Origin of the sequence: Bradyrhizobium sp. B124 (genome assembly GCF_038967635.1) — a bacterium.
GTDB lineage: Bacteria > Pseudomonadota > Alphaproteobacteria > Rhizobiales > Xanthobacteraceae > Bradyrhizobium.
Genome location: NZ_CP152413.1, coordinates 3,709,783 through 3,722,978, shown reverse-complemented (window position 1 = coordinate 3,722,978; position 13,196 = coordinate 3,709,783). Strand labels below are relative to the sequence as shown.

Sequence of the window (13,196 nt, the reverse complement as noted above, 5' to 3'; positions counted from 1 at the left end):
GATAAATTTGGATCAACGCGAGACTGCCGGGCCTCTCGATCGAAGATATGGCTCTCGAATAATCCCCCTCCTGAATTTTGCTACCCTTTCGCTGAGCGCCTCGATGCAAACCCACAAGCCATGCGTCAGCGTCGGGAGACGGTCGAGCATCCGTTCGGCACGATCACCGAAATGCTGCCAGAAGGACCTTACGTTTGACGAGCCCGCCAGCGGTTCTCGGGCGTCGGCTTGTTGAGGCGCTAAAGAAACGCGAGGGCGCAATCGCGAAACAGCTCGTTATTTGAGCATGATCGCCGGCAAACGCTTCGCCTTTGTCCCGAGAAAAGCGGTATCCACTTTTCCGGATCATGCTCCGCGCAGCCTGACCCGGTCTTCTCGCGCCTTCTGGGACTATCCAAGTTGCTTGATGGCCGCGGCGATATCATCGCCGCTCTTTTGGAAGTCGATGAGTGCCCTTTTCCGGAACAGCCCGTTATCTTGAACGTCCACCTTTGGCGCTCACCGTCATCGCTTATGTTAATCAAAAACCATGTAAGCTTCGAACGTCTCAGACGTCGGACGGATTTGGTAGACACCGCGCTTGTGTATTCGGAGTGGATCTCGCGGCGCGGCATTGCGCCTTCGCAAGCCCAGGGAGCGAGCATCTATTACTCGCGTGGATGCTCAGATGATGCTATTGAGCGTGAAGAACCTGCTTGACCGCGCAACAGCTGAGTAGGGAGACGGGGTTTTATGACGGTAGCAGTAGCTGGCGGTCGCCGGGTGCGTCCCATGCGAGGGAGCGGATGCGTTCGACAGGTCCGCGTATCAGTGCTCCCGGGAAATCTTGAGCCTTCCGTGCGAAGACGGGTCAAGAGGCCCGCCAACCTTGAGAAGCACGATGCATAAAGACGCGTTCACCGATAACTGCGGCGGATCGAGCGCGATACAGGACGAAAACGACTCGCGGACCTTGAGGCGCTGCTCATCGAAGCGAAGCGGCGAATGAAACCCCCGCAAGATCGAAACTGAAATTGAAACCCTGCAAAGGAATCAACTTAAGAGGGGAACGACAACGCCGTCTCTCGCCAATGCACCCACCTCACACAGCGCCCGACACCTTTAACTTAACGGGTCGTGGGCGACGCGGCCGGCGGTGTGGGCTGCTGTGAGTTTGCAGTCGTTGACATGGTTTCGCCCGAACCGTGTGGAACGCACGTGCCGGAATTGGACAGCAAGCGTTTTGCCTGCATATCCCGCGCCCTTGCATAGTCTCGGTGCCGCTCGAATCGATGCAGCGGAGCGGTCCCATGCCTCAAACGCGTCTGCATAATGCCTACGCATTTGCTCTTCAGCAGTAAGGCAGTCGGAGAACTTCTCAAGATCAGCGTTAACCGGCGTGATACCGCCAACAAGCACCACCAGCATCCATTTTATACGACCACCTAAATAATCAACTAACGGGCGCCCTAATCGGCCGTGACGGCAGCAATTAGACGCGGCTAGCGCATGCCGCGAAAAGCAACTGGCTGGAACGTGAGGCTGGATGCGCGACTGCCCACAAACCAATGGCTGCATAGCATGAGCATCGTCGCGAACAGAAGGGCGCAGGAAGCGGTAGCTAGCCGGTGCCCAATTGATCGCTCCTATGCAGAGCCCAGGGCAGCGAGCATTAAGCAAACGTATACGGCCGCGATAGCCAAACCGACAATCCTCGCCTCTACACGGCCATCCATTCGCTCTTCTCCAATTGCAAGTTCGAAGCTCAACGCGGAGGTCCTCGCGCTGTTCCGAGCGTCAGGAACAAGTGGCAATTTTCTTTGTTGTTTCGCAGACAGGCTGAAGCCTGCGCTACTGGAGGAGGACGGAATGAAGTTGAAGACCCTTGTTGCCGCCGCGCTCATGACGGCAGTCGCTGCGCCTGCCTTTGCTGAAGGCTTTTATGTTGTGCAAGACGCCAAGACCAAGAAGTGCACGATCACTGAAACGAAGCCCACCACCACGGAAACGGCCGTTGTGAGCGGTGACACTGTTTACAAGACCAGGGCTGAAGCTGAAACTGGCATGAAGACCGTCAAGGTCTGCACGTCGAACTAAGCGAACTCGGGTCCTTGGGGTGACACCTGACAGTTTCAGCCTCACGCCATCCACCCGCCAGGCCTCTGCCGGTAGATCCGGTGGAGGCCTTTTGCAATGGCTTCCGGCACCAGGGCGGTGCAGTACATCATCTGCGCAGTTGGCGGCGGCCGGTGCTGATCCCGCGTTTCGCCATGTGAGGTCGGTACGCTTCAGCTTGGTCGTCTTTCGTCCGGAGCTTCAGGTGAGGGGCCCGTGATGGTGCTTGAACTTTCTTCCGCTGCCACAAGTGCAAGGCTGGTTTCGACCGATTTCGTACTCGCAGCCGGTCTCTTAGTCGCCAGTTCTCTCCCTGCCTTATGCATCTCCAGCTGTAACGTGCTCGGCTCGCCCACGACCAAGGACATCCCACCCGCAATAACATCTGCTTGGTGAGACGGGTTCTTACCGTAACCCGGCTTCAGTGTTTTGAGGACCTCGCGCGCAACTTGCCGAATAGCTGCGCGCTCCGGCGCTTCGAGTGGGCACTGTTGCCATTCTCCACCCTGAAGGCGCGCATAAAAGTCCCCTTCGATAAGCTGAGATAAGCCTCATCGAGTGCTGGGTCTACATATGCACCACCATCTTGATTGGCAGCGGTCAGCACGAGGTCTTTGCGGTTAAGATGTTGCGGGTGGCATCAACCAAGACCGGTGCGCCCCACCATTCGTCGAACGGCACCTGTTTGCTCATGGCACATCATCAAGCTGCGCAACCGGGGCGGCCGACAGCGGCGAAAACAAGGCCGCCGTGCGACAGCTGGTTAGACGGATCAAAGGCCATTGATGTGTCGGTAGTTGAGCGGTCGAGTGAACCGAGCTGACCGAGTGCCGAGTGCGAGTTCCTCGTTTCGTGAAGCAGGACGCGCAACGTAACCGCGAGGCGTTTCGCTTCGTCCTCATAGCCTTCGTCGAACGATTTGGCTGAGGGTCGGTTCCAAGAACCCAATTTGCTCATCCAAATGCGTCCGCAGATCAGCTGCAGACAGTGGGACTTCGGACATTTTTTTCCTTTCCATTTTTCTTGGTTCAAGTGGCGGACCGAGGTGGTCGGCATCTTCCCCAACGAGGATGCCATCGTCCGCCTCATCGGCGGGATCCTGCTCGAACAGAACGATGAGTCGGCGGTCCAGCGCGCCCGCTACATGACACTGGAAACCATCGCGCCGTTGAGCGATGATCCAACAGTCAGTCTTCCGGCTATCGCCAGCTGACCGACCCGGCTCCTACCGGTGAACGCGGTGACCGCCGCCAGCTACACCACGCCTCGCGTTCGCTGATATCGCGCTACTTCGTCTCGGGCACCCAGGTGGTGCTGGTGCGGTCGTACTTAAAGCCCGGAGCGCCTTTCAGGTCGTCCTTTGTTTCATCCAGGGTCAACCACCATTTGTCATTCTTCTTGGTGGTCTTGACTGCCGTGAATGGCACAATGACATCCTTCTCGCCGGCTCCGAGAAAGCCGCCGACGCCGATCACGAGACCCGTGATCTTCCCGGACTTGTCGACGAGGACGTCGTCGATATCGCCGATCTTGCTTTCCTTCGGATCGTATACGGCCTGCTTGTAGTAATTCGTCACAGTCCAACTTTCCCTTGGCCCCTCCTTTAGGACGGTCGTCGCGGCGAATGCGCCGGTTACCATTGCGACGGCTAGCAGAGGCCCAATAGCGAAGATTTTCTTCATCTCATGTCTCCCTCGGTGATTGCCTTTTATGGAACAGGATGAAGTGGCAAAACGTTCCAAGGATGAGACGGTACGCCCCGGCGCCGCGCATAGAACGCGGCGGCGTGGGCGCGAGGACAGGCGCTCTCGGGCAGCCGAGGTCTTGAAGCCGCAAGTCCTTTCGCGGAGCTAGTTTTCGCCCTCGGCATCGTCGGCGGGGCTGTTGGCGATTCCGGGGCCTTGCCGGGCCTATTGCCTCGCCGTCGGGGGGGGCGTCGTTGGGTGTCGCAAAAGGCAAAGGAGGCCCTCCGCAATCAGCGACACCGCAGAAGACCTGCGCTGCAAGGTCTCTCCGCAGGGGATCAAGTCTCAGAGTTTATCGTCCGAAAAACCCTAGGCTGGCATCTCTCAAGCAGCAAGCCATAGAAACCCGATGTAGACAATCGCTGCGGGAACTGCGGTTGCGGTGCTTGTCCTGCGGCTGTTCGGGGTTTTCCCACTTCCCCTTCTGATGATCGGTGCCGGGTCCACGCCGTGAAGGAGGAGCCCGACTGCGGCTTTCTGCAGGCACAACTCGGGACATGATAATTTCTGGGATTTTTGTCAGCCTCACCCAGCCATACCGCTCATTCCCGCGGCCGTGATGGCCCTTCTTGCGTTTTCGGCAGCCCTAGCGTCGGGAAGCGTGCGGGCTCGCGCGAACACGCCTAGATCGCGCTCCGCCGCTGTCGTAGGGACCCGAAGTTCGTGGTGGCCGTCGGTAAATCGAAAAGACGGCGTTCGCACAGAACGCAAGCTACTGCAGCTCAGTGCAGGCCGCCTTAGACGGCCAATCCGCTGAGCCCGCCACCCCGTACATTATGCTCGCTGATCCATGATCGAGCTATGCGTCAGGCACGACCGTCGCGGTACCGGCCATCTGACCATTCGTTGACAACGGCGACGGCGTGAACGACAGGACGGGGGCGACCTAGGTAGATACCTTGACTGAAGCTTTCCGCTGCTTCTTGCTGGATTGGGGGCCACGCCGAGAATCACGACGCAAAAAATAGGCTTGGTCGAGGGGTGTTGCAGATCCGCAGACGGGTAGCAGGCTGCGCCAGGGCCTGGTCCGCCGGAGAGGCTCAGACGTGGCCAGGGTGGTCGCAGCTGTTTTCCCGGATCGGGAGAAAGTAGCAACTTTCGCCCCGATCCCGAGTTACCAGCGAATGATACCTACGCGCTTGGAGCTTTGTGAATGGCAGAAGCAGGCACGTTGCGGACAGCTGTCGACACCGCCTGGTCCGTTTTCCGCGCTACCCATTCGGAGGTCGATGCCTCGGATATCCGCCGCTGTCTCCTTGAACGTCATCTGTATGCAGGGTGGGAGGTTCGCAAAGGCGATGCGGAGGAGATTGCAAGCTTTGGACTGGCCTATCTCACGCGACTTCCCGACGACGAATGTTAACGCGCAGAGAAGGGCTGCTCGAGCGCATCGTCACGGGCGGCGCGCGGCCAGTTTGGACGCTCCTCGCCGTCTCATATTTGCTCTCTTCAATCGTCGTGTTGGCCATGCGATCCATACTCGGAGCGGGGGAATAGGCTATGCGAATAGCCCAGCTTGCTCCTCTGGCTGAAAGCGTTCCTCCGAGCTCTATGGCGGCACAGAGCGGGTGGTCGCCTGGTTGGTGGACGAGCTGGTCGAGCTTGGACATGACGTTGCCTTGTTCGCAAGTGGCGATTCACGAACCAAAGGCAAGCTCCATCCGGTGTTGCCTCGCGCACTGCGTCTTGGACGAAAGGGCGTCGATGCCAACGCCGCTTACGCGCTCCTGCTCGAAGCGATCGCGGAACGGTCTGGCGAATTCGACATAATCCATTCGCATGTCGACTGGCTGCCGCTTCCGTTACTTAGCCGGATCGGCGTGCCGTTCGTCACCACGATGCATGGCCGGCTCGACCTTCCGGGACTTCCCGACGTCATTCAAGCATATCCAAGTGCGCCATTCATCTCGATCTCCGACAGCCAGCGACGATCGCTTCCCGATGCAAACTGGATTGGCACGATCCAGCACGGGCTTCCGTTGGACCTGTTTCGTCCAAGTTACGAACAGGGCACCTATCTGGCGTTTCTTGGCCGCTTGACGGCTGAGAAGGGACCGGACGATGCAATCCACATCGCGCGCGCAGCCGGACTGCCGCTGCGCATCGCTGCCAAGCTACCCAGAGGGGAATCCGCCTATTTCAAGAAGCACATCGAGCCGCATATCGACGACAAGCCAGTTCAACTCGTCGGCGAGGTGGACGACTCAAAAAAGCGGCCATTCCTAAGTGAAGCGGCCGCACTTCTATTCCCTATCGATTGGCCGGAGCCCTTCGGCTTGGTCATGATCGAGGCGCTGGCTTGCGGGACGCCTGTGATCGCCTACCGTGCTGGGTCGGTCCCGGAAGTGATCGAGCATGGCGTGACGGGGTTCATTGTGGATAATGCTGAACAGGCAATCCGTGCGATCCGCGATCTGCCAGGGCTGGTAGGCGCAAAATCCGGGCCCGGTTCGAGGAGTGCTTCTCGGCGAGGAGGATGTCGGAAGACTACAAAAGTTGCTATCAAAAGCTGATAAAGGCAGAAAAGCGCCCCCAGCAAAAGTTGGAGTTATGATTGTAACCCGGCTCTGCATTGGCAGTTAGAATTGGCCGCGCCCTCCGGGTGGCTATCGCTGGAATCTTGTCCATGTGCTTGGGAGGAGCGTTGCGCTCAGCATCTCGGGACGAGTCTGCCTGCAAATCTCCGCCCCTTTCCACGCCCGAATGCGATCAGTGGTTTGGTCGCGCGGCGTCCAACCCCGGCGGCTCATCGCATGGGTCTGTCCCGGCGCTCCGGCCAGCCCGCCTCGACCCACGTCTAGCTTGCCGCGCCAGTTGATGTGAACCAGGGCCAGCGCCCGGACGTTATCGTCTTCGTACCGTGGCATTCTGAGCAATAGGGGCGCACCCCGGCGAATTCCGCATTACTACAAGTCATCCTCGGGGCCTCCGGCGTAGAGACGGACAAGGTTGCGATTGCGCACTTTGACGCGGGCCAACTGGACAGCTGGCGCGCCACCCAACGCTCGATGCATTCATGGCGGTCGCTCCACTCGATAGCAAAGTCACGTCCAACGCCATAGGTTCAACGGCGCGAACAAGAGGTGAGTCGTGATCTGGATTCTGATGAGGAACAATCCAATTTGCTCTCATTGTTCTTGAAACTCCGCATACAGCGGAGAGGAGGACAACATGAGAAAGTTGTTCCTGGTTTCCATCGCTACCATATTGGCGTCAACAGGTGCCCTCGCTCAGACGGTTGTCGGCACGACCGGTGCCGGACACGCAGCCACTGTGCAGATCGAACCGCAGTACCGCACGCGCATCCACAATTACGTGGCCGAGCACAAGATTCGTCCGGTGGAAACGCGGGAGAGGATCGTCGTCGGTTGTGCCGCGCGAAGTCGAGCTCGAAGCAGTGCCGGCCGATTGGGGACCTTCGCTCACTCGGTATCGCTATATCTATTCTGGCGAGCGCGTGATGCTCGTCGATCCCCAGACCCGGACCGTCGTACAGGAAGTCGAGTGACGATCGCGCACGACTGCTCCGGTGATATATTTCCTGCAAAAGAAAGAAGCCGCCAACCAAGGCGGCTTTTTTTCGTTCCCGATTCACATCCGCTATTTCCGGAACCTCATTCCAACCGGATCGTGCGACCACGATGACGCGCGGCGACAAGTCCAGCTACACTGGCAAGCAAAACCGTTAAGCCGAGCACACCGAGCAAGTCATGAGCACCGCGGCGTTCCGAAAATGGAAGCCGAGCGGCGGGCTCGGCGTCATTTCACACCGTCCTATGGTGCTTGCGGTGCTTGTGGGATCGGCTTGAGGTCATCTTGCCGGATCCGCCCCGCTCCTTGGTGTCGTTCAGGGTCGCAGCGGGATTAACGGATTCTGGACTGCTGGTAGCGCCTTGGCCGCTCTTCGCTGCGGGGGAATTGCCGCCTCCACCGCCTGCACCACCACCTCCGCCCTGCGCGGATGCGGCCGCAATCGATCCAAAGACAAAGGCTGCCGCCAAAATGACTTTCGCTGCTCTCATCAAACGTTCCTCCGAATAAGCTCCAGTTTCAAAAGCGGTCAGCCCGGAGTTGTTCCTAAAGCATACCTTGGGCTGAACGGATGGCGTTGGTCGGCAAGGTATGCAGGTTGGTGCTCTCGCCCGTGTCGGCATCAGCCGGCTTGTCCTCTCGGTCTTGTCCTTCGCCATGGCGTTGGCTGCAAGGAGCAGCATGACTGACATCGAAAGAGCCGCTCCCCGTGGGGCTTTCGGCCTTGTCCCGGCGGCTTGGAAAGTCCCGGATTGTTGAGTACCTCCTCCAACCACCGCTACCTTGCTTGTGACGCGTTCGGGCTCGAAGAGATCGCGCCGCAGCAAGACGGGGTGATGCTGGACTATTTGAGCTTCGAGGGCAGGCGGGTTCGGATCCTGTTTATGTTCGTTACACAGGGCAGGATTGCGCGCATGCGCTGCGCCCCTCCTCTCGGTGATGTCTTCGTCACTGCCCAACGGGGTGGTCGAGCGGAAGCCGGCAGCGCGCCACGGTCCGGCCGTGCTCGCGGAGCACCTGCAGTTTTCCGTCGAGCGCACGCACGCGGTCATGCATGCCGGTCAGGCCTCTGCCGAACGTCAGGTCCCGCGGCAGGCCAACGCCGTCGTCGGTTATCTCGATCTGGATTTGATCGCCGTTGACCGTCGCCACGACACCCATCGCGGTGGCCTGCGCATGCCGAAGCACATTGGTCAAGCCCTCCTGGATCACCCGGTAGGTCGTCTGCGAGATCAGGCCGTCGAGCTCATTCAGACGATGATCGATCCGAGATGCGACGCAAAGTCCGGGAGCCTGGGATTGGGCGTTGCGAAGCAGCGCTTGGATGCTCGCGGCTAGCCCCAGTTCCGCAACGTAGACCGGGCTCAGGCCCTCTAGCACGCGCCGGTTCGCCTGTTGCAGGGCCTCAGCCGCGCTGAGGATGCCATGCGCCGGCGAACCGGGCTCGGGAGGGCCCTCGGCCTCGGGGTCTGACAGTGCCGTAGCGTTGGCGCGGATCGCGAACAGCAGCGGCCCCATCTCGTCGTGCAGTTCCCTGGCCAGCTCGCGGCGCTCGTCGTCCTGCACGGCGACGAGCTTGCGCAGCAGGTTTCGATTGTCGCGGCTGAGGCGCTTCAGCGTCGCGGCGAGCTCGTTGGCTTCTGCACAGCTCTGGCGGATCTCAGGTGGGCCGGCCAATGGGATCGCGGCATCAAAGTCGCCGTTTCGCATCCGGGTCAGCCCGGCGCCGAGCTGCGCCAGCGGATGAAGCGCCGTGCCCGTCGTAAAATAGGCGCTGAGTCCGGCAAGCAGCATTAGCGCCGCAGCGGATGCGACAATGGCTAAAAAGCCCACCCATTTTTCAAGGATCTCGGCCGAGAGGTCGGGTTTGAAGAGGATATCACCGACGTGCGCCGTGCCGATTCTGATCGGATGGGTCGAGCCAAGCTGGGGAATCTGCAACAGAGCGGTGAACCAGGCGGGAACATTGCCGGGATAGGTCTCCGTGGTTGTGCGGGGCGGCTTCGACCCCGCCGGTACGAACTCGATGGCGGCTAGCGTACCAAGCCCGCCCGCAAACGCGTCGAGTGTCTGCTGCGGATTGTTGGCGGCCGCGAGCGCGGCGTTCAGCGCATCGGCCACGAGTTGGGCAGAGCGCGCGCCCTGGGCATTCTCATCCGCGAACTGCTCGGGTGAGAAGGTCTGCAAGGCAAGGCCGCCGAGCAGCAGCGCGCCGACGATCATTGCAGCCAATGGCAGCAACAGCCGTGCGCGCAAGGAGAGGCGGTTCCAGAGTTGATTCGAGAATTTTGTCGAGAGACTTTTTGAGAGTCTTGGCAATTTGGGCTCCATTCGACGATTCTTCTCTTTCAATTTCCGCGCGAAGTTCTATTTAGGCAGTGGAGGCAGTCGTGCACGATACGGCCAAATCAGCCACAAGGGTATTGATCGTCGACGACCACCCGGTGGTGGTGTCGGGCTGCAGATCCCTGTTCGCCGCCGACAAGACGGTCAGGATCGACGAGGCCGCCGATGCCAAGAGCGGCCATCGTGCCTTCATGCAAAAGCGGCCGGATGTGACTGTCATCGATATCAAGCTTCCCGATGTTTCCGGGTTCGAGCTGCTGCGCAGGATCCGCAAGGACGATCCGGACGCCCGCATCATCATGTTTAGCATGAATGACGATCCCGCATTCGTGGTGCGGGCCGTGGAGATGGGCGCGCAGGGCTATCTTTCCAAGAGCGACGACCCGCGCCTGTTCGTCAAGGCGGTGCGCAAGGTCGCCGCCGGCGAGCGCTTCATTTCGCCGCACCTCGCGGAGGCGGTCGCCTTCGCGGGCGCCGCGATCAAGGCCAATCCCGCCTCGCAGATGTCGGCGCGGGAACTGGAAATCCTGCGGCTGCTCGGCCGCGGCGACAAGATCGTCGACGTCGCATCGGCGCTCGGCATCTCTTACAAGACGGTCGCCAACACTACGTCCCTGCTCAAGCAGAAGCTCGGCGCAAAGAACCACTCCGACCTGGTGCGGATCGCCGTCGAAATGGAACTCGCCTGAAGGCTCCAGGAATTGAACTGTCCGCGTGCGGTCACGCGGCCAGTTCTTCATTGCCTGATATCCGGCCGCATTCGTCAGGGCAATGGAAGCGACGAACGCAGCCCTCCGGCGATCCTTATCCGGGACATCGTGCTGGACTCACCAGTTGGGGAATGGCCAGCCCTGCCAGTCCGGCGCGCGATAGCTCGCGTAGCGCTGGCGGCGTTGTGCAAATTGCCGGCTTCTCTCGGGCTGTGCGTGCCGGGCGGATCTGGCGTGCCGCGTGGCTTGCTCTGGCGCCTTCGGCGGAATTGACTGCGGCGTGTCGGCCTGCGCGACAGCCGCAGGCTGCGCCTCGGCCGCCGGAGCCGTGGCGATGATGGAAACTGTGGGGGCCGGTGAGGTGGTGACGAGCGGGGTGCTCGTATCCATCCGTATCGCCTCCGGCCACTTGTGCTGCGAGTGAATGCGGATGGTTGCGCGGTCGATGTCGTCGTGGGCGACGGCGATCGGCGTTGCCGGAAAATACCAATCCGCGAGAAACAGCAGGCCAAGCAGCGTCGCGCTTGTAAACAGGACGTATCGAAGCAGAGGCATCAATCTTCACCACCATACCGGACCGCATATCGGCACCGGCGCCCGACAACGGGAAAAAACGGCAATCGTTCCCGACGTCTCGCTCACCAAAAAGGCCGCCGATCGGCGGCCTCTTTGTATTGGTGGTGCGAACCACCAAGTGGTCCACTGTCGCCGTGCCAATAGCCGCGATCCTCGTGCTCACGCAGGCTGAACTGCTTGTGCGGCCTCCAGCACCAATTGTCTTTGTGGACAACGACGCCGGCGTCCCGCGGATAACCGTATGCCACGTGGTGAGCCGGCATACCCTCCCAGAGCACACGATCGCGGCCGATGCGCTGATCGCGCAAGCGACCAGGAAGCCTGCACCGAGGACGGCGCTAGCGCCGGTAGGAAAAATATGCAATTGAGCGAGGAACCGGAGATTTCTTCCGTGGTTAATCAGGCTCTGTTAAGGCACACACTCAACTTCCCCAAACGCTCCGGCCCAGTTCCCCAGCTGCGCCGGAGTTAACGTTTTTGCGGGCCTTGCCTGGCGCCGATTGCGGCGCCGAGCTGATGAAACAACTCAGCCGACCGCGTTGTCCTCAAACAGCTCTAAGACACCCAGCGTGAAAGGAGCGGAGTCTTTGCCCTTCCCGGTCAGCGGGGGGCGCGGACCTGTTGCACGGCCGGCATTGCGAGGTTTTTTGCCGCCCTCGATTCCGCGAACAGACTGGACGTCACGATCAGCGCAAGTGAGAAAACTGCCACCACCGACATGCATGCGAACTGATCGCCAGCGCCCATCTCAGCCACTCCCGCTTTTGCTTGGAACGTGGGACAGATCGGTTCGTTCCTAAAATCGGGAAAAACCGGCAACGTTCGCGTGGTATGGCGGCCACCCCGATCCGGACCAGCCTTAATGCAAGGCCTCTGTAAGCGGTATCGAAGATCGGCCGTCAGCGACGCCGGGATCATGCTCAGAAATCTGATCGGATAGTCAGACGGTGAGCTTGGGGCTACCGGTGTTTGCGGCGGCAAGCCTCCATCTTCGACGTTACGAGTTTCCCGAATGTCGTCTACCGAGACACTCAATTGCTGCGGCGCGCTACTACCTTTGCCCCCATACTGCGCCGCGTGCGGCTCCCATACCATTTCGATTCTGAAGAAAGTGATTGTAGGGAACACGAAGAATGGTGCGCTCAATGATTGGTATCAGTTTGAGTTTAATTGCTTTCACGGACACTGGCAGCGCCCGCGCTCACGGGACATGCGGCGTCGGTTGCCATCCTACGGTGTTTGGTTCATGCGTGCGTGATGGTTGGAAAGACGCTCGACCCGTTCGGAATGAATGTCCCGCCACCTCACGACCCACGCCGCCCTGCGGCCAGTACTACCGATGGAGCCGCCAATAGACGGCGTGCATTCAGCGTTGAGTCACAGGAGCAAAATTTGACGAAAGAACAGCTCGCCCGAGACGCTGTAGAAATATTCAGGCTGCGGGCATATCGCTCGATCAAAGACAGGGAGACGCGTCGAGGAGTTGTCGAGGCCGTGGAAGCAGTGCCGAAGACCGCGCAGCCGATCGGCGGCCTTTGACAGCCTTGAAGTTAATACAGGCGCCGCGTAGCGCCTGTGCGGCTGCGGCTGCGGCTGCGGGAGATGTGCATGGGAAATTATCGACTGAAGAGCGTTCAAGCACACATGGGTACGGTGGAGTACAACCTTATAGGCTTAGCGCAATTGCCTTCGCCATCGACCTGGGCGCTCTTCTGTTCGGATGGAATGAGGTCTCGGCGGCACCCACCGTTTGATCTGGCTCCGGGCGCACCGCGGTCGCTCCAACAGTTGTAGTTGGATAGGACGCCGGAAAGGATACTCACGCACGGTCTGCGCGCAAAGACGGCCCCAGCGAGGAGGACATGCCTAGGCCGAATTGAAGTGGAGCAATTCCGATGAAACATTCCTAAGCGTGGCTTACGTCTTCATGTGGTCTTTTGACATTGCGCCGTCCTTGGACATCGTGCCGCAGCTCTTGCCCGTCGTGCCTTCCCTCTCTTTCGGGTCATTCTGCATCGCGGCCGGATTTGCCGCGCTCGGACTGCTGGACGCGCCCTAACCGGAAGTCGCAGCCGGAGAGTCTCCACCGCCTCCGCCACCGCCTTGTGCGGATGCCGCAGCAATGGACCGAATATGAATGCGGTAGCCAAGGCGATTCTTGCGATTTTCATTTGGTCGTTTCCTTCCTGTTTCT

Annotated in this window: 8 protein-coding genes and 2 pseudogenes; 7 read left to right on the top strand and 3 right to left on the bottom strand. The window is 59.9% G+C overall.

Features of this window, described 5'->3' with window-relative positions; translation table 11 throughout:
* Positions 1 to 1,848: 1,848 nt before the first annotated feature.
* Both AAFG13_RS17940 and AAFG13_RS17935 read left to right on the top strand, forming a co-directional pair.
* The gene (locus AAFG13_RS17940; RefSeq protein ID WP_342712841.1) at positions 1,849 to 2,076 is read left to right on the top strand and encodes a hypothetical protein; all 228 of its coding nucleotides are present in this window, start codon (positions 1,849 to 1,851) and stop codon (positions 2,074 to 2,076) included.
* Positions 2,077 to 3,124: 1,048 nt separating this feature from the next.
* Positions 3,125 to 3,307: pseudogene (locus AAFG13_RS17935) on the top strand (IS256 family transposase); the annotation flags it as partial.
* A gap of 73 nt (positions 3,308 to 3,380) precedes the next feature.
* Here the strand turns inward: AAFG13_RS17935 and AAFG13_RS17930 are convergent.
* The gene (locus tag AAFG13_RS17930; protein ID WP_342712840.1) at positions 3,381 to 3,776 is read right to left on the bottom strand and encodes a PRC-barrel domain-containing protein; all 396 of its coding nucleotides are present in this window, start codon (positions 3,774 to 3,776) and stop codon (positions 3,381 to 3,383) included.
* A 1,216-nt stretch (positions 3,777 to 4,992) separates the two neighbouring features.
* On the opposite strand from AAFG13_RS17930, the gene AAFG13_RS17925 reads away from it, so the two are divergent.
* The 3 genes and pseudogenes from AAFG13_RS17925 to AAFG13_RS17915 all read left to right on the top strand — a co-directional run bounded on the left by AAFG13_RS17925 (position 4,993) and on the right by AAFG13_RS17915 (position 7,347).
* The gene (locus tag AAFG13_RS17925) at positions 4,993 to 5,202 is read left to right on the top strand and encodes a hypothetical protein (RefSeq protein ID WP_342712839.1); all 210 of its coding nucleotides are present in this window, start codon (positions 4,993 to 4,995) and stop codon (positions 5,200 to 5,202) included.
* A 137-nt stretch (positions 5,203 to 5,339) separates the two neighbouring features.
* A pseudogene (locus AAFG13_RS17920) lies at positions 5,340 to 6,393 on the top strand (glycosyltransferase family 4 protein).
* A gap of 666 nt (positions 6,394 to 7,059) precedes the next feature.
* Positions 7,060 to 7,347: a DUF1236 domain-containing protein gene (locus tag AAFG13_RS17915; protein ID WP_342712838.1), complete on the top strand. Its 288-nt coding sequence runs from the start codon at positions 7,060 to 7,062 to the stop codon at positions 7,345 to 7,347.
* Between the two features lie 971 nt (positions 7,348 to 8,318).
* Here AAFG13_RS17915 and AAFG13_RS17910 read toward each other — a convergent pair.
* On the bottom strand, positions 8,319 to 9,701 hold the full coding sequence (locus AAFG13_RS17910; RefSeq protein WP_342712837.1) for a histidine kinase: 1,383 nt from the start codon (positions 9,699 to 9,701) through the stop codon (positions 8,319 to 8,321).
* 59 nt (positions 9,702 to 9,760) lie between these two features.
* Here AAFG13_RS17910 and AAFG13_RS17905 point away from each other — a divergent pair, with 59 nt between their 5' ends.
* Complete coding sequence (locus tag AAFG13_RS17905; protein WP_092126117.1) at positions 9,761 to 10,405, top strand: response regulator transcription factor; 645 nt, start codon at positions 9,761 to 9,763, stop codon at positions 10,403 to 10,405.
* Positions 10,406 to 10,543: 138 nt separating this feature from the next.
* Here AAFG13_RS17905 and AAFG13_RS17900 read toward each other — a convergent pair whose 3' ends face one another.
* Positions 10,544 to 10,984, bottom strand: a complete 441-nt coding sequence (locus AAFG13_RS17900) for a hypothetical protein (protein WP_342712836.1) — start codon at positions 10,982 to 10,984, stop codon at positions 10,544 to 10,546.
* A gap of 1,410 nt (positions 10,985 to 12,394) precedes the next feature.
* On the opposite strand from AAFG13_RS17900, the gene AAFG13_RS17895 reads away from it, so the two are divergent.
* Positions 12,395 to 12,541, top strand: coding sequence for a hypothetical protein (locus AAFG13_RS17895; RefSeq protein ID WP_342712835.1), 147 nt, complete (start codon positions 12,395 to 12,397; stop codon positions 12,539 to 12,541).
* The last annotated feature ends 655 nt before the right edge of the window (positions 12,542 to 13,196 follow it).

What these genes read in the sequence shown, in the direction of transcription:
- AAFG13_RS17940 (WP_342712841.1), top strand. Translation starts at nt 1,849, where the DNA reads ATGAAGTTGAAGACCCTTGTTGCCGCCGCGCTCATGACGGCAGTCGCT.
- AAFG13_RS17930 (WP_342712840.1), bottom strand. Translation starts at nt 3,776, where the DNA reads ATGAAGAAAATCTTCGCTATTGGGCCTCTGCTAGCCGTCGCAATGGTA.
- AAFG13_RS17925 (WP_342712839.1), top strand. Translation starts at nt 4,993, where the DNA reads ATGGCAGAAGCAGGCACGTTGCGGACAGCTGTCGACACCGCCTGGTCC.
- AAFG13_RS17910 (WP_342712837.1), bottom strand. Translation starts at nt 9,701, where the DNA reads ATGGAGCCCAAATTGCCAAGACTCTCAAAAAGTCTCTCGACAAAATTC.